The organism is Microbacterium sp. STRO-2N, from assembly GCF_057747775.1.
This window is the reverse complement of the sequence record NZ_CM173223.1, coordinates 99,776-116,717: the sequence shown is the minus strand read 5'-3', so window position 1 is coordinate 116,717 and position 16,942 is coordinate 99,776. Positions and strand designations below refer to the sequence as shown.

The window sequence follows — 16,942 nt, the reverse complement described above, 5'->3', positions numbered from 1 at the left end:
GCCTCTCTGTGTTCTTACGACTGCGTCGTAGGTGGTGGTGACTTGGTGGGAGCGTCCGCCCGTGTGGTGGATCCTGCGCCGCCCGGCCGCGGGGCGGACCCCGAGTCGCGCCGACGGCGTCGGAACAGCCGCGGCAGCGAGACGAGCCCGCCGGGGAGGATGAACAGCACGACGAGCAGGATCGCGCCCTGCAGCATCGCCGTGATGTTGGGATCGATGATGTTCGTGATCTGCGGCACGACCACGTACCAGATGCCGCCGAGCAGCGACCCGAGGATGCTGCCCGCGCCGCCGATCACCATCGAGGCGAGCAGCTCGATCGAGTGGCCGAAGTGAAGGGTCTCGGGCGAGGTGTACTGGATCACGACCATGTAGAGGAAGCCGCTGATGCCGCCGATGAGCGATGCGATCGTGAACGCCAGCACCTTGTAGCGGTACGGCGAGACGCCCATGGCTCCGGCGACCGCCTCGTTGCCCTTGACGATGGCGAAGGCCCGGCCGTACTTGCCGCGCACGAGGTTCCGCGTGAGCAGGAACGTGATGCCGCCGATCAGGATGACGATGTACAGCTGCCATTGGTCGTCGTAGAGGCCGGTCCACTCCGGCGCATCCGAGAATCGGGCCGACGTGCCCTGAGAGCCCCCGGTGAAGTCCGACAGGCGCTTGGCCAGCGGCACCCCGACGATGGGCAGGGCGATCGTCACCATGGCGATGGCGAGCCCGCCGAGCCGGGCCGCGGCGAGCGCGATGAGCAGTCCGACGACGGCGGGCACGAGGAGGGCGAGCACGAACACCACCACGATGTTGAGGTCGGCCTGCACCCCCCACGCCGTCACGTACGCGCCGAGTCCGACGAAGAAGATCTGCCCCAGTGACACCTGGCCGGTGTATCCCATGACGACGTTGAGTCCGAGCACCGCGACGGCGAAGACGCCGATGCGCGCGATCGTCTGGTTCGCGAACTCGGGGAGCATGAGGGGCACGACCACCGCGAGGACGACGATCAGCGCGATGCCGGCCCACCGCACCCACGGCCGGTGGAGGAACGGCGTCGCGTCGGGAACGGACGCGCGGCGGGGAGTCGCTTCGGTCGTCGACATCAGACGCGCACCACCGCTTTCCGGCCGAAGAGGCCCTGCGGCCTCAGGATGAGCACCACGAAGATGAGGATGAACGGCACCGCGATCTTGAGGTCGTGCCCGATGAACGGCACGTAGACGGCGGCGAGGTTCTCGAGGACGCCGATGAGCCATGCGGCGACGACGACGCCGATGGGGCTCGACAGGCCGCCGAGGATGACCGCGGCGAGCGCGTACACGAGCGCGGAGTCCATCATCCCGGGGGTGAGCGTCAGCTGCGGGGCGACGAGGACGCCGGCCACCGCACCGAGGGAAGCGGCGAGTCCCCACCCGATCATGAGGTGTCGGCCGACCGGCACCCCCGAGAACGCCGCCGAATCGGGATTGATCGCGACCGCCCGCAGCGCGAGCCCCAGCTTGGTGCCGAGGAACAGCGCCTGCAGCAGGAGCATGATCGCCACGATCACGATGAACGTGCCGAGCGAGCGGACGCTGACGACCGCCCCGGCGATCTGGATCGTCTCGAGCGGGAACAGCGAGGGGAACAGGCGGTTGTTGTACGTCCAGATCCACGCGCAGAGGCCCGTGATGAGCGTGAGCAGGCCGATCGTCACGACGACTGCGGTGTCGGGGTCGCCGCGCTCGAACCGCCGAATGAGGTAGCGCTCGATGACGGCGCCGAGCACGAACGAGATCGCGACGGATGCCACGATCGCGAGGATCAGCGGGACGCCGAAGCCGTAGATGGCCCACGCGATGTAGGCCGAGAGCACGGCCATGCCGCCCTGGGCGAAGTTGATGAGGCCGGTGGCCTGGTTCACGAGCACGATGGCGAGGGCCAGGGCGGCGTAGATCGACCCCGTCGACAGGCCGTCGATCACGAGCTGGATGAAGGTCCCCACCGTCAGCCTCCCAGGTATGCGCGGCGGATCTCGTCCATGCCCTTGAGCTCCGCCGCGGAGCCGGTCAGGACGCTGCGGCCGGTCTCGAGCACGGTCGCGCTGTCGACGAGCGTGAAGGCGAGATTCGCGTTCTGCTCGACGACGAGCATCGCGATGCCGGATTCGACGCGCAGCCGGCGGATCGCGGCGTACACCGCCCTGGCCGTGCCGGGGGCGAGACCGAGGGATGCTTCGTCCAGCAGCAGCAGCCGCGGCTTCGCCATGATCGCACGGGCGATGGCCAGCATCTGCTGTTCGCCGCCCGACAGCGCCGAACCGTTCGAGCGGATCCGGTCCTGCAGCTGCGGGAACAGGTCGAGGCAGTAGTCGATGTCGGCCTGGATGCCCTTGCGGTCCTTGCGCTTGTACGCGCCGACGCGGAGGTTCTCACGCACCGTCAGGTCGGAAAGCGTGCCGCGACCCTCGGGGACGTGGGCGATCCCGAGCGCGGCGACCTGGTCGGGCCGGAGTCCGCGCAGCTCCCGGCCGTCGAAGCGGATGGTGCCGGTCGATCTCACCGTGCCCGAGATGGCGCGCAGCGTCGTCGTCTTGCCCGCGCCGTTCGCACCGAGGATCCCGACGGCTCCGCCATCGGGGACCGCGAGCGACACCGACTCGAGCACCTGGACGCGTCCATACGAGGCAGTGATGTCGATCAGCTCAAGCAGCGTCATCGGCCGCCTCCTTGCCGATGTACGCCTCGATGACGCGAGGGTCGGCCTGCGCCTCGGCGGCCGAGCCCTCCATGAGCTTGCGACCGTGGTCGAGCACGACGACGCGGTCCGTGAGCGCCGAGATGAGCCCCATGTTGTGCTCCACGATCACGATGGTGATGTCGTCGTCGCGCACCCGCCGCACGGTGTCGATCAGCTGTTCCACCTCGGAGTGGGGAAGCCCCGCCGCCGGCTCGTCCAGCAGCAGCAGGCGCGGTTTCGTCAGGAGCGCGCGGCACAGTTCGATCCCCTTGTGGAGTCCGTGCGACAGCTCTTCGGCGCGCATCTTCGCCGCCCACCCGAGCCCATTGCGTTCCAGGAGGTCGAGCGCCTCCTGGCGGAGCGCCTTCTCGGCGCGCGTCGTGCGCGGCAGCCGGAGCGACCACTCGACAGGGCCGCCCGGAAGCCGGGTGTGCGCGCCGAGGAGCACGTTCTCGAGCACGGTCTCACGCAACTGCAGCGCCGGATGCTGGAACGTGCGGGCGAGGCCGTGCCTCGCGAGCGTCGCAGGGCGCCAGCCGAGCACCTCGGCGTCGTCGATCATGACCGAGCCGGCGCTCGGCCGATAGTGGCCGCTGACGCAGTTGAACAGGGAGGTCTTGCCTGCGCCGTTCGGGCCGACGAGGCCGAAGATCTGACCCGGTTCCACCGTGAACGAGACGCTCTCGAGGACCTTGACGCCGCCGAAGTGGAGGCTGACGTCGCGGAGAGCGAGCCGAGCGCCCATTCCTCCACCTTTCGCGTCATCGCGTCGTGGTCGACCAGGGGACTCGAGTCCTCCCCTGCCCGAAAACTACGGAGCTACGTCGAGATTGTCAACGATTTTGGCGTGACGTTTCGCGACCGTGATCTTCGATCCGATGGTCTCCCGCCGGACGCACGGTCGCGGCATCCGTTTCCACTCAACGGAATACCGACGAGGCCTCTCGGGACCCCGCTCCTACGCTGACCGCAGCTCAGATCTCACACGGAAGGGTCGACGATGACCGAGACACTCGCCCAAGCCATCGACCGCGCAGGAAGCGCCGTCGAACTGCTGCGCAACCAGAACTGGCCGGCGTTCACGTTCCCCGTGGCGCCCGAGTTCACGAACTGGCGCGATGAGCAGCGCGCGTGGAACACGACCGTGGCGCTCATGGACCAGTCCCATCACATGACGCAGCTCTTCCTCGACGGGACCGACCTGATCCCGTTGCTGAGCTCGATCTCGCCGAACACGTTCGCGACGTTCCGCCCGGGTGTCGCCAAGCAGCTGATCTCGGTGAACCAGGACGGCTACCTCATCGGCGACGGCATCCTCTTCTACAACTCCGAGGGCCCCGAGGGGCTCGTGCTCATCGGGCACCACATCCTCATCGACTGGGTGCGCTACAACGTCGAGAAGGCGCAGGCCGCAGGCCGCGACGTGCGCTACCGGCTCGAGGCCAACTCGCACATGCGGCAGGGCCCGCCGACGTTCTACCGCTACGAGCTCCAGGGACCGAAGGCCGACATCGTGATGGAGAAGGTCTTCGGCGGCCCCGCGCCCGAGATCAAGTTCTTCCACATCGGCGATGTGACGATCGCCGGACGCCCCGTCAAGGCGCTGCGGCACGGCATGGCCGGGCAGCCCGGCTTCGAGTTCTACGGACCCTGGGAAGACAACGAGGTCGTGCTCGACGCGCTCATGGAGGCCGGCGCCGAGCACGACATCCGTCGCGTCGGCGCCAAGGCGTACTCGTCGTCGCCGCTGGAGTCGGGCTGGGTGCCGACGCCGTTCCCCGCCGTGTTCGACGACGACTTCGCGGACTACCGCGAATGGCTGCCGGCCGCGCGGATCGGGTCGGTCGGCGGCTCGCTGTACTCCCCCGACGTCCACGACTACTACATGACGCCTTTCGACATCGGCCTCGGCCGTTCGGTGCGCTTCGACCACGACTTCCACGGGCGCGAGGCGCTCGAGAAGCACGCCGAGAACCAGCGACGCCGCAAGGTCACGCTCATCTGGAACTCCGAGGACGTCGCCGCCGTCGTGCGCTCGCAGCTCGAGCCAGGCACGCCCGCCAAGTACCTGGACTTCCCCAAGGCCCGTTACGGGCTCTATCAGATGGACGAGATCCTGAAGGACGGCGAGCGCGTGGGGATCTCGACGGATGCCGGGTACGTCGCGTACGACCAGCTCTACATGTCGCTCGCGACGCTCGACACCGGCATCGGCGACGGCGAGCAGGTCGAGGTCGTGTGGGGAGAGGACCCCGTCTCGCGCAAGGACTCGGTCGACGCCGATCACCGCCAGGTGCGCATCCGTGCGACCGTCGCTCCCGCGCCGTACCACGACTACGCGCGGACGGTCTATCGCCAGAACACGTGACGCCGTCACGCCGGGCCCCCGCCCAGGAGCCGGCGGGTAGCATGGCGCCGTCGTCGAGGAGGATGCCGTGGCACGGGGATCAGCGGGCGAGTCGGTGCTGCACCGCCACCTGCGCGTGCTCGAGAGCTTCGACGCGTGGCATCCGTTCCTCACGCTCAGCGAGATCGCGGATGCCGCGGGCCTCGCGCGCTCGAGCGCGCATCGGCTGATCGCCGAACTCGAGAGCGAGGGGCTGCTCGAGCGCCTGCCCGACCGCACGTACCGGCTCGGGGTGCGCCTGTGGGAGTTCGCGAGCCGCACCCCCGGGGCGGTCGGCTTGCGCGAGATCGCCCGGCCGTGGCTCGGCGCGGTGCACGAGCGCGTGCGGCAGCATACGCAGCTGGCGGTGCTGAGCGGGCGGGACGTGCTGTTCATCGACCGTCTGTCGACGCGCGACGCGGTGGTCAACGCGACGCTCATCGGCGGCCGCATCCCCCTCCACGCCTCCTCCAGCGGACTCGCCCTCCTCGCGTACGCGGAGCCCGACCTCGTCGACGCGGTCGTCGAGCGCGGACTGCGGACCTACACCGACCGCACGATCCGCACCGAGGCCGAGCTCCGCGCGCGGCTGAGCAGGGTGCGGGAGGACGGCTACGCACTCACGGACGGGCACATCCATCCCGAGTCGCGCGGCATCGCCGTGCCCGTCGCCGGGCCAGGGGGCAGCGTGTACGCCGCGATCGGCGTCGTGCTGCCGAACGACGGCGGCTCGCCCCACCCGTATGTCGAACTGCTCCGGCGTGCGGCGGCGGGCATCGCCCGCGACCTCGCGACGGCCTACCGCCCGGACGTCGACGAGCGCACGCACGGCATCCGCCCGCTCGTCAGCGGCTCCCGGCGATCACTCGAGTACCTCGAGAGCCTCGAGACGGACCCGCATGATGCCGCCGCGCCTCACCCCATCGCTGCGGCCGAGCTCCAGGGGGGCCGCGCATGACGACCATCGCGATCCTCGGCCTCGGCGAAGCCGGCCGCCTCTACGCGCGCGGATTCGCGCGCGCCGGTGCGGCGGTGCGCGGCCACGACCCGCACCATCAGCTCGGCGACCCCGCCGTGCCGCAGTTCGCGACACTCGCCGAGACGGTGGCGGGCGCCGACGTGACGCTGAGCCTCGTGACCGGCCAGGCCGCGGCATCCGTCGCCCGCGCTGCGCTGCCGCACGTGCCCGCCGACTCCGTGTACGCCGATCTGAACACCGCCGCGCCCGACATCAAGCAGCACATCGCCGAGGTGGCGGCCGACCGGGGCCTCGCCATGGCCGACGTCGCCGTGCTCGCCCCCGTCGCCCGGGAGGGACACCGCACCCCGCTGCTCGCCAGCGGCACCGGCGCACGGGAGTTCGCCGCGCGCCTCGAGCCGTACGAGGTGCCCGTCGATGTGCTGGACGCCGACGCCGGCGAGGCGGCGCGGCTGCGCCTGCTGCGGAGCGTGTTCATGAAGGGACTGGCCGCACTCGTCTTCGAAGGGCTCGGGGCCGCCCGCGCCGCCGGCGCGGACGACTGGCTCCGTGCGCAGATGGCCATCGAACTGGGCCCCGACGGCGCACGCCTCGTCGATCGACTCATCGAGGGGACGCGGCGCCACGCGGCGCGACGCGAGCACGAGGTGCGCGCAGCCCTCGAATCGCTGGACGAGGCCGGTCAGCCCGCCGACATGACCCGCGCGACCCTCGCGTGGTTCGAGCGCATCGTCGGCGAGCAGCGCGACGGCTGACGCTGCGCGACACGCAGAGCCACGCGACGATACCCCCGTCCGTCGCCGCGCACAACGGGAAGCGGCACTGGACGGAAATGCGGTTGTCGCGCGCCGGCCGACCTGTCATCGTCGCGGCACGTGCACGGCGCGGCGTGCCGCAGCGCCGGGCGAAGACAAACGCAAAGGAGCGTCATGAGAACCACGTCAAGGCGACTGACGGCGCTGTCGATCGGCATCGCCGCAGTGCTCGTCGCGAGTGCGGGGACGGCGTCCGCCGCCGCCGCGGGCGGACCCCACGGGGACCCGCCCGCGCTCACCGAGGCGCAGTGCGCCTCGCTGGCCGGGCTCGCCGTCCCCGCCAAGGAGATCGGACTGCCCACGCGGGGCGCCGACATCGAGACCGCCGTGTGGGACGCCGCGGGGAGCTACTGCGCCGTCACCGGGTGGATCCGCGCCGTTTCGGCGCCGCAGGACATGCAGTTCCAGGTCAACCTCCCGAGTGCATGGAACGGACGCACGCTGCAGTTCGGCGGCGGCGGATTCGACGGGTCGCTCGTGACCGCGACCGGCGCGTACACCGCGCAGCCCTCGGGAACGCCCACCGCGCTCGCCCAGGGCTGGGTGACGCTCGGCTCGGACGGCGGGCATCAGGGCGCTCCCGGCTTCGACGGCACCTTCCAGCTCGACGAGGAGCTGTTCCTCAACTACGGGCAGTGGTCCGTGAAGAAGGCGCATGACGCGGCATACGCGGTGATCGACGCGGCGTACGGCGTCGATCCGGAGTGGTCGTACTTCATCGGCGGCTCCCAGGGCGGACACGAGGCGCTCGACGCCGCGGCGCGGTACCCGAAGGACTACGACGGGGTCATCGCCAACTACCCCGCGTACAACGTCACGATGATGCACGTGGGGGCGGTGAACTTCCGCGACGCACTCCTCCTCGAGGGCGGCGCCGGGCACCTGAACGCCGCAGAGACGTCGACCATCACCGGCGCCGTCTATGCCGCGTGCGACGGGCTGGACGGAGCGGCCGACGGCATCGTCAGCGACGTCGCGGGCTGCGGCGACGCGTTCGACATCGACACGCTCGCGTGCCCGGCGGGAACCGACCCCGCGGCGGTCGACAGCTGTCTCTCCGAGACCGAGATCGAGGCGGCGATCAAGATCACCACCGACTACGACCTCGGCATCGACATCGAGGGCAACTCGGTCTTCGCGCGGAGCGCCCTGTTCGAGGGCGCGCTCTACCAGGGGTTCCCGGGCTTCGGCAGCGGTCCGCTGTCGCAGGGCCTGCAGTTCCAGGTGTTCGAGGCGACCATGCGCTACGGCGTGGCCGGCGATCCCCCCGGCTTCGACGCGTACACGGCCGATCCGCTGGACTACGCCGATCGCGTGCAGGAGGTGGGCGAGATCATGGACGTCACGGATGTGTCGCTCAACCGCTTCCGCGCGCACGGCGGCAAGGTGATCCTCACCCACGGCACGATCGACGACTTCATCACCCCGCACAACACCGTGCAGTACTGGGAGTCGCTGCAGGACGAGTTCGGCCACCGGCTCGACTCGTTCGCGAAGTTCTACATGGTGCCCGGCTGGGGTCACGGACAGGGCCGTTTCGTCGCCCAGTACGACGGCCTCGACGCGATCGTCGACTGGGTCGAGAACGGCGTCGAGCCCTCGGGACTCGTGGCCCGCGACGGGAATCCAGGCGCCGACCGCACGCGGCCGATGTGCGAGTACCCGTCGTGGCCCCGGTACGAGGGCGCGGGCTCGCTCGACCAGGCCGGCTCGTTCGCCTGCGTGACCGGCTGACCGGCACCCGCCATGCGGGACCCCGGCGGGTGCCGGGGTCCCGCATGGCGGATCGCTCAGGCGCCGCGCGCCGCCGAGGGCGCCCGTGCGTCGAGCGACGCGAAGTAGTCCAGCGACGGACGGGAGCTGTTGACGAGCGCGCGCAGCCCGTGCCCTGCGGTGCCCGTGTCGCCGGCGCCGTCGGGCAGGTACGCCTCCTCGAGCGCACGCGAGATGCCCGAGGCCGCCACGGTCAGAAGCTCGATCACGGGCTGCGCGGATGTGCCGTCGTTGGGCACGACGACGCCGATCGCGGCGTGCGTCCGCCCCCGCGCGCTGATGACCGGCACAGCGATCCCGCGCGACTCGGGATGGATGTGCCCATCGGTCACGGCGAAGCCGTCGGCGCGGATCCGACGCAGGCGGGCACGCAGCTCGTCGCCGTTGCTGATCGTCGCCGACGTGTAGCGCGGCCACCCCTCCACGATCACCTCGTCGACGGCGCCGGGTGCCGAGTGCGCCAGCAGCACGAGCCCGCTCGAGCTCACCGGGAGGGGCACGCGACCGCCGATGAGGGTCGCGTTGACCACGGCGTCGCGCGTCGAGAGGCGCTCGATGAAGAGCACGTCCCGGCCGCTCAGCACGCCGAGCTGCGTGTGCTGACGCACCCGCGCGTGCACGGCCTCGAGCCACGGGCGCGCCAGCTCACGAAGACCGACGGCACCCGGCGTGCGCGAGGCGAACTCCCACAGCCGCACCCCGAGCCGGTACGAGCGGTCGGGCATCCGCTCGAGCAGCCCCTCGCGCTCGAGCTCGGCGACGAGCCGGTGGGTGGTGGATGCCGGGAGCCCGGTCGTCTCGGAGATCTCGGTCAGCGTGAGGAACGGGCGCAGGATGTCGAACGCCTGCAGCACCCGGAGGTGCTTGTGCAGGACGGACTCGCCGTCCGAGCCGCGTGCCATGGGCCGCTACGCCGCTCCGGCGGTGCGCCAGCCGCCGTGGTACTCCTGCCGCGCCGTCACGGCGTACGGCACCGGACTCACGACGGCTCGCACCGCGATCTGCTCGTGCGGCTCGACCGTCGTCTTGCGCGTGCCGCCGTCGGGCTCGCCCCACACGACGCGCACCTCCGCGCCGATCGGCACGTCGCTGTCCACCGTCGCCAGAGACAGCCCGCGACGCTCGTTCGCCGTGACGCCGGTGAACAGCGACAGGCCCACGACGTTGTCGTCGGCATCCAGCACGGCGTCGTAGTTCGACGAGCCGTAGTTCGCGTTCGGCAGGTCGAAGAACTGGTAGCCCGGTCCCTCGCGGTCGATCACGGAGGCGAGGATCCGGCCGAGGTCCTCGTCGTCCCACGCGAGCGTGACCTTCTTGCGCTGCCGCTCGGGGTCGATCTGCTCGAGCGCGTCGCGGCCGATGAAGTCGTGGTCGAACTTCACGAACGAGCCGTAGCCGAGGTCCCACGGGTTCAGGTAGTAGTCGTCGATGCTGTCCGAGACGAAAGAGCCGGCGAGCGCGTTGATCGCCTCGTAACTGTCGGCCGGCAGCCACTCGCGGTAGCGCCGCTCGATCGCGCCGCCGCTGTAGATCGCGGGCAGCGGCGACGGGATCCAGCCCGACTCGAGCGTGTTCGACGAGTACGCGCGCGAGCCGCACGGCTCGATGCCGAACTCCGCCCCCGCCTGCAGCACCGCGTCGCGGATCCTGCCGTGCTGCTCGTACGGACCCCAGATCTCCAGTCCCGGGGCGCCCGCCATGCCATGGCGGAGCGTGCGCACGCGCTGCCCCGCGATCTCGATCTCGCCCATGTGGAAGAACCTCACCTGCTCGACGGGGCCGCCGGCGAGCTTCTCGATGATCTGCCATGCGTTCGGGCCCTGGATCTGGAAGCGGTAGTACTCCCGCGTGACCGCGGCCCCATACGGGCGCGACGGCGACCGGTCGTCGTAGCGCGTCTCGACGTCGTACCCGCCGGTCTCGGCGTGGAACTGCAGCCAGTTCGCCCCCGGCGCCCGGCCCACGTACACGTACTCGTCCTCCGCGAGGTGGAACAGGATGCCGTCCCCGACGACGCCGCCGGTCGACGACGTCGGCACGAACTGCTTGGCGGTGTTCACCGGGAAGTTCGCGAACGAGTTGATCCCCGTGTCGGACAGGAGCTTCAACGCGTCCGGGCCGGTCATGAAGAAGTTGACCATGTGATGGGTCTGGTCGTAGAGCACCGCCGTCTCGCGCCACGCCTTCTGCTCGCGGCGCCAGTTCGTGAACTCCGCGGGGACCACGGGGTAGATGTAGGTCCCGAGCTGCGCGTTGCGCAGCATCTCGACGACGCTTCCGCGCTGGTCCATCAGCTCCTGCAGGTTGCTGGCCATGAGTCCCTCGACTTCCTTGTCCGGTGTGCTGGCACCGCGGGGCCTGACCGCGATGGTACGTGGGCCAGATACCTATGTCCAGAGGTATCCGGGTCGCCACGATTGTAGACAATATGTTGACCAATCCGCCAGGGGTATGCTTCGCTGGCCCCATGACGGACACCCCCGACACGCTCCTCGTGGTCAGCGCCCACGCGGGCGATTTCGTGTGGCGGGCCGGCGGCGCGATCGCCGCCGCCACGATGCGCGGCGAGCGCGCAGTCGTCGCGTGCCTCTCTTACGGTGAGCGTGGGGAGTCTGCGAGCCAGTGGCTGCAGGGCAAGAGCCTCGACGAGATCAAGGCCATCCGCCGCGCGGAGGCGGAGGCTGCGGCATCCGCTCTCGGCGCCGAGATCGAGTTCCTCGACCTCGGCGACTACCCCCTCGCCGAGTCCCGCGAGGCGATCGCGCGGCTGGTCGACCTCTACCGTCGCGTGCAGCCGTCGATCGTGCTGACCCACACGCTCCGCGACCCCTACAACGGCGACCACCCGGCTGCGGCACGCATGGCGCTCGAGGCCCGCGTGCTCGCCCAGGCGATCGGCGTCGCGAACTCCGACGGCTCGTTCCCCACGCAGGACGAGATCATCGGCGCGCCCCCTGTCTTCTTCTTCGAACCGCACCAGCCCGAGCAGTGCGATTTCACGCCCGACGTGCTGCTCGACATCACCGACGCCTTCCCCCGCAAGCGGGCGGCGATGGAGTGCCTCCCCGCGCAGAAGCACATGTGGTCGTATTACACCGACCTCGCCGTGCGCCGTGGCGTCCAGCTCAAGCGCAACGCCGGCCCGAACCTGGGTCTCCCTCACGAGACGATGGGCGAGGCCTACATGCGCTACTTCCCGCAGGTCACCGCGAGGCTGTCATGACCCCCTCACGCCGCGAGACTTCACCTCTGTCTCGATTTCGAGCCTGGGCGATGACAATGGTGAAGTCTCGCGCGGGGGAGGTCCGGGCATGAGAGGCCCGGTCGTCGTCACCGACATCGAGCGGGCGGATGCCGCGACCGCCGCCGCGCTCGGAGCGCACGGCGTCGCGACCGTGCACGAGGCGATGGGTCGTGCGGGCCTCGTGGGTCCCGGCATCCGTCCGATCCAGGCGGGTGCACGCGTGGCGGGGACGGCCATCACCGTCCTGAGCCAGCCGGGCGACAACCTCATGATCCACGCAGCGATCGAGCAGTGCCGCGAGGGTGACCTGCTCGTCGTCGCGACGACGTCGGAGTCGAGCGACGGCGCGTTCGGCGACCTGTTCGCCACCGCGTTGAAGGCCCGCGGCGTGCGCGGGCTCGTCACGACGACGGGCGTCCGCGATATCGCGGATCTGCGCGAGATGGGCTTTCCCGCGTGGTCGAGAGCCGTGCACGCGCAGGGCACCGTGAAGGCGACGCCCGGCTCGGTGAACGTGCCCGTCGTCCTCGCCGGCGCGACAGTGCGTCCGGGTGACGTCGTCGTCGCCGACGACGACGGTGTCGTGGTCGTGCCCCGCGACCGCGCATCGGCGGTGCTGGCGGCGGCCGATGCCCGCGTCGCGAAGGAGGCGGCGGATCGCGAGGCCTACGCGTCGGGAGCCGAGCTGAGCCTCGACCGCAAGGGCCTGCGCCCGCTCCTCGCCGAACTCGGGGTCGAGTACGTGACGCAGGCCCGCTACGAGGCACGGGACGATGGCTGACCGGAGCACGACGGATGCGGTGCGCGACGGCATCCGCTGCATGCTCATGCGCGGCGGGACATCGAAGGGCGCGTACTTCCTCGCGGACGACCTCCCCTCGGAACGGGAGGCGCGCGATGAGCTGCTGCTGCGCATCATGGGATCGCCCGACCAACGTCAGATCGACGGCATCGGCGGTGCGCACCCCCTCACCAGCAAGGTCGCGATCGTGTCGCCCTCGACCGCGGAGGGCGTCGACGTCGACTACCTGTTCCTGCAGATCGGCGTGGACGAGGCGACTGTCGGCGACGCGCAGACGTGCGGGAACCTCCTCGCCGGCATCGGGCCGTTCGCCGTCGAGCGCGGCCTCGTCGCCCCCTCCGAGCCTCGGACCACCGTCCGCATCCGCCTTCTCAACACCGGCGCGGTGGCGACCTCGGAGTTCGCGACCTCGGCCGGCCGCCCCGACTACGACGGCGACGCCACGATCGACGGCGTCCCGGGCACCGCATCGGCCATCTCGCTCGAGGTGGGCGGCGGACCGGGCAAGCCGCTGCTGCCGACAGGCCGCCCGGCCGACGAGATCGACGGCCACCGCGCGACCCTCATCGACAACGGCATGCCCGTCGTGCTGCTGCGTGCCGACGAGTTCGGCCTGAGCGGCGACGAGTCGCCGGCCGAGCTCGAAGGCGACGCGACCCTGCGCGAGCGGATCGAGCGGATCCGTCGCGAGGCGGGCCCGCTGATGGGGCTCGGCGATGTGACGGCGCAGAGCGTGCCGAAGCTGCTCCTGCTGTCGCCGCCGCGCGCGGGCGGCGCGATCTCGACACGCGCCTTCATCCCGGCGCGCGTGCACAGCTCGATCGGCGTCCTGATGGCGGCATCCGTCGCAGCCGCCCTCCGCATCCCTGGCGCCGTCGGCGCCGAGCTCGCGGCCCCCCTCGACGGCGACACCGCGCTCATCGAGCACCCGAGCGGGACGTTCCCGTCGCGCGTGCACGTGGCACGTGGCGACGACGGCGTGTGGCAGGCGACGTCGCTCTCGCTGCGCACGGCACGCAAGCTCTTCGACGGCGTCGTCTTTCCGCGACCGCGCCTGTGACCCGAACCCCCGCCCGTCAGAGAGGACGCCCCATGACCGCGTACACGTCGTTCGACGTCGCCCACCTCGCCAACGTCGAGCTGTTCACCCCGAAGCCCGCCGAGAGCCGCTGGTTCTTCGAAGAGCTGCTCGCGATGCGCGTGGTGGCCGATGAGGGCGACTCGGTCTACCTCCGCACCTGGGACGAGTACGAGCTGTACACGATCAAGCTGACGGCGAAGGATGCAGCGGGCGTCGGCCGCACGTCGTTCCGGGCATCGTCGCGCGAGGCCCTGGACCGCCGCGTCGCTGCGATCGAGGCGACGGGCCTCGGCGAGGGCTGGGTCGAGGGGGAGGTGGGAACCGGTCCGACGTACGCGTTCCGCGACCCCGACGGCCACTCGATGGGCATCTACTACGAGACCGAGCGCTACGTCGCCGGCGACGACGACCGCCCGGCATTGAAGAACCAGGCGTCGCGCTTCCCCGGCCGCGGAGTCAATGCCCGCCGCCTCGACCACATCAACTACCTCGCGAAGGACGTCGAGGCGAACGGCGAGTTCCTCGCGAGCGCGCTCGGCATGCGCGAGTCCGAGCGCATCCGCCTCGACAGCGGCCGGTTCGCCGCCTGGTGGTTCCACTTCTCACTGAAGTCGTACGACGTGGTGTACTCCGACGACTGGACCAAGCACGGCAACCGCCTGCACCACATCGCCTTCGCCCCCGACACTCGCGAAGACATCCTCAAGGCCGCCGACATCTTCCTCGAGAACGGCGTCCACATCGAGTCCGGGCCCCACAAGCACGCCATCAACCAGACGTTCTTCCTCTACGTGTGGGAGCCCGGCGGCAACCGCATCGAGTTCGCCCAGGCCGGCGCGCGCCTGCTGCTGGACCCCGACCAGCCCGTCGTCGAGTGGTCCGAGGCCGAGCGCAAGAAGGGCCAGGCGTGGGGCATGAAGACGATCGAGACCTTCCATACCCACGGCACTCCGCTCGTCTAGGCAGGGAGCGGCTCGGACTCGGGGATGAGCACCGTCGCGAGGCTCACTCGGCGCCGTCCGCCGCCGCGTTCGGCGAGGTAGGGCGCGAGGAGTTCCGAGAGGCCCGCCTGGATGGCGGCGAGGTCGGCGGCGTCCACATAGAGCGCCACCCGCCCGAAGCCGACGAAATCGCGCAGCCCGGGGTCCTCGCCGTCGACGAACCGGTCGAAGTCCGCCGAGACGTCGCCCAGGAAGGCGAGGAATGCCGAGCGCAGCTGCGCGGCGCTCATGGCCCGCAGCTCGGCCTGGTCGACGTGGGCCATGCGGTCGCCGAGCGCGAGAGTGCGCTCCACGGCTCCACGCACCTTCCGCTCTTCCACGACCGACAGGATGCCGGAGTCCACGAGCGTCGCGACGTGCCGGTACAGCGTCGCCTGCGTGACATCCGGGAGCGCGGCGCGCAGCTGGGCGGTGGTCAGGCTGCGTCCGCCGAGCTGCTGGATGATCCGCAGGCGCACCGGATGCATCACGACGTCGGCGATCGAGGAGTCGTCCATCGCTCGTCCCCTCTCCATTGTTCTCAGTCTGATAATGTTCTCTTCGTTAGAACGATTCTATCGAACGAGGTGCGACATGAAGACGCTGGCGAACGCGACACGGATCGAGCGCGAGGTGCGCTCGTGAGGCATCCGGCGATCGAGGTGGCCGGCCTGACCAAGAGCTTCGGTGCGGTGCACGCCGTGTCCGACGCGACCTTCCGCGTCGAGCGGGGCCGCGTGACGGGGTTCCTGGGGCCCAACGGAGCGGGCAAGTCGACGACATTGCGGATGCTGCTGGGCCTGATCCGACCCGACGAAGGAAGCGCGCTCATCGACGGTCGCGCTTATCGCGACCTGCCTTCTCCGGTCGCCACGGTCGGGGCCGTCCTCGACATCGCCGCCGCACATCCCCGCACGACCGCACGGGCGCACCTGCGCACCTACGCCGCCCTGGCAGGACTCCCCGCCGAGCGGGTCGAACGCGTGCTGACGACCGTCCAGGCCGACGGCTTCGCGGACCGCCGGATCGGCACGTTCTCCACCGGGATGACGCAGCGCCTGTCGCTCGCGACCGCACTCCTGGGCGATCCGGAAGTGCTCGTGCTCGACGAGCCCTCCAACGGCCTGGACCCCGCCGGCATCGCGTGGCTGCGCGGCTTCCTCCGCAGCTTCGCCGCCGCCGGCGGCGCCGTCCTGGTCTCGAGTCACCTGCTCAACGATCTCGAGCACAGCATCGATGACGTCGTCCTCATCGACGACGGCCGGATCACGTGGGCCGGCACCCTCTCCGACCTCCTCACGACCGGCCTCTCGCTCGAAGAGGCGTTCCTCCACCTCACGCAGGAAGGCGCACGGGCATGAACACGATCCGCGGCGAACTGATCCGTCTCTTCTCCACCCGGCTGCCGCTCTGGACGCTCCTCGCCGCCGTGTGCGGCGGCGGCATCACGGGCCTCCTGGCCCTCATCGGACCCGAGAACTCGACGACGCCGATGCCGGGCGTCGACACCGCCGAGGGTGCCGGCCTCGTCGTCGGCCTCGGGGCGCTCCTGCTGTTCGTGCCCGCCCTCATCGGCACCGTCGCGATCACGAGCGAGTACCGGCACCGCACCATCGGCACCACGTTCCTCAGCGTTCCGCGCCGCGGCCGAGTCCTCGGCGCCAAGCTCGTGGTATACGCGCTCCTGGGCCTCTTCTACGGCGTGGTCGCGTCGGCGACGTCCGGCCTCACGCTGATCGGCGCCGCCGCCCTGCGCGGCGTGACCCTCGGCCTGACGGGTGAGCAGCTGATCGTCACGCTCGGGCAGCTGGCCGTGGCATCCGCCGTCTACATGGTGCTGGGGGTCGGCATCGGCGCGCTGGCACGCCACCAGCTCCTGGCGATCGGCATCGTGCTGGGGTATTTCTACTTCCTCGAGCACGCCCTCATGCTGATCCCGGGTGCCAACGCCCTGTACCCGTTCCTGCCCGGCGGGGCCACGGCGTCGCTCACGCGGCTCACCTTCCTCACCGACGCCATCGCGGAGCAGACCGACCTGGGCGGCGCACCGGTGGCCTCACCTCTGATCGGTGCGGCGATCCTCGTCGCGTACGCGCTGCTCGCGGCCGCGATCGCGGTCGTCGCGCCGCTCCGTCGCGACCTGCGCTGAGTCGCGGCCGCCGGGCGA

17 protein-coding genes are annotated in these 16,942 nt (G+C 70.5%); 10 read left to right on the top strand and 7 right to left on the bottom strand.

Features of this window, described 5'->3' with window-relative positions; translation table 11 throughout:
• Positions 1–14: 14 nt before the first annotated feature.
• Genes AC3ANN_RS00475 through AC3ANN_RS00460 form a run of 4 tightly spaced genes read right to left on the bottom strand, consistent with a single transcriptional unit; the run spans position 15 to position 3,460 of the window.
• A complete protein-coding gene (locus AC3ANN_RS00475; RefSeq protein ID WP_488339049.1) occupies positions 15–1,100 on the bottom strand; it encodes a branched-chain amino acid ABC transporter permease in 1,086 nt (361 codons plus the stop codon).
• Positions 1,100–1,981, bottom strand: coding sequence for a branched-chain amino acid ABC transporter permease (locus AC3ANN_RS00470; protein WP_488339048.1), 882 nt, complete (start codon positions 1,979–1,981; stop codon positions 1,100–1,102). The genes AC3ANN_RS00475 and AC3ANN_RS00470 overlap by 1 nt, the downstream gene beginning before the upstream one ends.
• A gap of 2 nt (positions 1,982–1,983) precedes the next feature.
• The gene (locus AC3ANN_RS00465) at positions 1,984–2,694 is read right to left on the bottom strand and encodes an ABC transporter ATP-binding protein (protein ID WP_488339047.1); all 711 of its coding nucleotides are present in this window, start codon (positions 2,692–2,694) and stop codon (positions 1,984–1,986) included.
• Entirely contained in the window at positions 2,681–3,460 is a 780-nt protein-coding gene (locus AC3ANN_RS00460) for an ABC transporter ATP-binding protein (protein ID WP_488339046.1), read from the bottom strand. Before AC3ANN_RS00460 ends, AC3ANN_RS00465 begins: the two co-directional genes overlap by 14 nt.
• Positions 3,461–3,715: 255 nt before the next feature.
• Here AC3ANN_RS00460 and AC3ANN_RS00455 point away from each other — a divergent pair, with 255 nt between their 5' ends.
• From AC3ANN_RS00455 to AC3ANN_RS00440, 4 genes are all read left to right on the top strand, one after another.
• Positions 3,716–5,083 (top strand): aminomethyl transferase family protein, encoded by a 1,368-nt coding sequence (locus AC3ANN_RS00455; protein ID WP_488339045.1) that lies wholly within the window; start codon positions 3,716–3,718, stop codon positions 5,081–5,083.
• Between the two features lie 67 nt (positions 5,084–5,150).
• Positions 5,151–6,059, top strand: coding sequence for an IclR family transcriptional regulator (locus tag AC3ANN_RS00450; RefSeq protein WP_488339044.1), 909 nt, complete (start codon positions 5,151–5,153; stop codon positions 6,057–6,059).
• Entirely contained in the window at positions 6,056–6,835 is a 780-nt protein-coding gene (locus AC3ANN_RS00445; protein ID WP_488339043.1) for a DUF1932 domain-containing protein, read from the top strand. The genes AC3ANN_RS00450 and AC3ANN_RS00445 overlap by 4 nt, the downstream gene beginning before the upstream one ends.
• A gap of 174 nt (positions 6,836–7,009) precedes the next feature.
• Positions 7,010–8,629 (top strand): tannase/feruloyl esterase family alpha/beta hydrolase, encoded by a 1,620-nt coding sequence (locus AC3ANN_RS00440; protein ID WP_488339042.1) that lies wholly within the window; start codon positions 7,010–7,012, stop codon positions 8,627–8,629.
• 56 nt (positions 8,630–8,685) lie between these two features.
• On the opposite strand, the gene AC3ANN_RS00435 is transcribed toward AC3ANN_RS00440, so the two are convergent.
• Positions 8,686–9,570, bottom strand: a complete 885-nt coding sequence (locus AC3ANN_RS00435; RefSeq protein WP_488339041.1) for an IclR family transcriptional regulator — start codon at positions 9,568–9,570, stop codon at positions 8,686–8,688.
• Positions 9,571–9,576: 6 nt separating this feature from the next.
• On the bottom strand, positions 9,577–10,983 hold the full coding sequence (gene ligM, locus AC3ANN_RS00430; RefSeq protein ID WP_488339040.1) for a vanillate/3-O-methylgallate O-demethylase: 1,407 nt from the start codon (positions 10,981–10,983) through the stop codon (positions 9,577–9,579).
• Positions 10,984–11,135: 152 nt separating this feature from the next.
• Here ligM and AC3ANN_RS00425 point away from each other — a divergent pair, with 152 nt between their 5' ends.
• The 4 genes from AC3ANN_RS00425 to AC3ANN_RS00410 all read left to right on the top strand — a co-directional run bounded on the left by AC3ANN_RS00425 (position 11,136) and on the right by AC3ANN_RS00410 (position 14,757).
• On the top strand, positions 11,136–11,891 hold the full coding sequence (locus AC3ANN_RS00425) for a PIG-L deacetylase family protein (RefSeq protein WP_488339039.1): 756 nt from the start codon (positions 11,136–11,138) through the stop codon (positions 11,889–11,891).
• 88 nt (positions 11,892–11,979) lie between these two features.
• The gene (locus tag AC3ANN_RS00420; RefSeq protein ID WP_488339038.1) at positions 11,980–12,693 is read left to right on the top strand and encodes a 4-carboxy-4-hydroxy-2-oxoadipate aldolase/oxaloacetate decarboxylase; all 714 of its coding nucleotides are present in this window, start codon (positions 11,980–11,982) and stop codon (positions 12,691–12,693) included.
• Positions 12,686–13,774, top strand: a complete 1,089-nt coding sequence (locus AC3ANN_RS00415) for a 4-oxalomesaconate tautomerase (RefSeq protein ID WP_488339037.1) — start codon at positions 12,686–12,688, stop codon at positions 13,772–13,774. The genes AC3ANN_RS00420 and AC3ANN_RS00415 overlap by 8 nt, the downstream gene beginning before the upstream one ends.
• A gap of 32 nt (positions 13,775–13,806) precedes the next feature.
• A complete protein-coding gene (locus tag AC3ANN_RS00410; RefSeq protein WP_488339036.1) occupies positions 13,807–14,757 on the top strand; it encodes a VOC family protein in 951 nt (316 codons plus the stop codon).
• Here the strand turns inward: AC3ANN_RS00410 and AC3ANN_RS00405 are convergent.
• Positions 14,754–15,293, bottom strand: coding sequence for a helix-turn-helix domain-containing protein (locus AC3ANN_RS00405; protein WP_488339035.1), 540 nt, complete (start codon positions 15,291–15,293; stop codon positions 14,754–14,756). The two genes, AC3ANN_RS00410 and AC3ANN_RS00405, sit on opposite strands and share 4 nt — an antisense overlap.
• 123 nt (positions 15,294–15,416) lie before the next feature.
• On the opposite strand from AC3ANN_RS00405, the gene AC3ANN_RS00400 reads away from it, so the two are divergent.
• Both AC3ANN_RS00400 and AC3ANN_RS00395 read left to right on the top strand, forming a co-directional pair.
• A complete protein-coding gene (locus AC3ANN_RS00400; RefSeq protein ID WP_488339034.1) occupies positions 15,417–16,136 on the top strand; it encodes an ABC transporter ATP-binding protein in 720 nt (239 codons plus the stop codon).
• On the top strand, positions 16,133–16,924 hold the full coding sequence (locus AC3ANN_RS00395) for an ABC transporter permease (RefSeq protein WP_488339033.1): 792 nt from the start codon (positions 16,133–16,135) through the stop codon (positions 16,922–16,924). Before AC3ANN_RS00400 ends, AC3ANN_RS00395 begins: the two co-directional genes overlap by 4 nt.
• Positions 16,925–16,942 lie beyond the last annotated feature (18 nt).

Coding starts and splice junctions, on each gene's coding strand:
- AC3ANN_RS00475 (WP_488339049.1), bottom strand. CDS start 1,100: ATGTCGACGACCGAAGCGACTCCCCGCCGCGCGTCCGTTCCCGACGCG.
- AC3ANN_RS00465 (WP_488339047.1), bottom strand. CDS start 2,694: ATGACGCTGCTTGAGCTGATCGACATCACTGCCTCGTATGGACGCGTC.
- AC3ANN_RS00460 (WP_488339046.1), bottom strand. CDS start 3,460: ATGGGCGCTCGGCTCGCTCTCCGCGACGTCAGCCTCCACTTCGGCGGC.
- AC3ANN_RS00455 (WP_488339045.1), top strand. CDS start 3,716: ATGACCGAGACACTCGCCCAAGCCATCGACCGCGCAGGAAGCGCCGTC.
- AC3ANN_RS00445 (WP_488339043.1), top strand. CDS start 6,056: ATGACGACCATCGCGATCCTCGGCCTCGGCGAAGCCGGCCGCCTCTAC.
- AC3ANN_RS00440 (WP_488339042.1), top strand. CDS start 7,010: ATGAGAACCACGTCAAGGCGACTGACGGCGCTGTCGATCGGCATCGCC.
- AC3ANN_RS00435 (WP_488339041.1), bottom strand. CDS start 9,570: ATGGCACGCGGCTCGGACGGCGAGTCCGTCCTGCACAAGCACCTCCGG.
- ligM (WP_488339040.1), bottom strand. CDS start 10,983: ATGGCCAGCAACCTGCAGGAGCTGATGGACCAGCGCGGAAGCGTCGTC.
- AC3ANN_RS00425 (WP_488339039.1), top strand. CDS start 11,136: ATGACGGACACCCCCGACACGCTCCTCGTGGTCAGCGCCCACGCGGGC.
- AC3ANN_RS00420 (WP_488339038.1), top strand. CDS start 11,980: ATGAGAGGCCCGGTCGTCGTCACCGACATCGAGCGGGCGGATGCCGCG.
- AC3ANN_RS00415 (WP_488339037.1), top strand. CDS start 12,686: ATGGCTGACCGGAGCACGACGGATGCGGTGCGCGACGGCATCCGCTGC.
- AC3ANN_RS00410 (WP_488339036.1), top strand. CDS start 13,807: ATGACCGCGTACACGTCGTTCGACGTCGCCCACCTCGCCAACGTCGAG.
- AC3ANN_RS00405 (WP_488339035.1), bottom strand. CDS start 15,293: ATGGACGACTCCTCGATCGCCGACGTCGTGATGCATCCGGTGCGCCTG.
- AC3ANN_RS00395 (WP_488339033.1), top strand. CDS start 16,133: ATGAACACGATCCGCGGCGAACTGATCCGTCTCTTCTCCACCCGGCTG.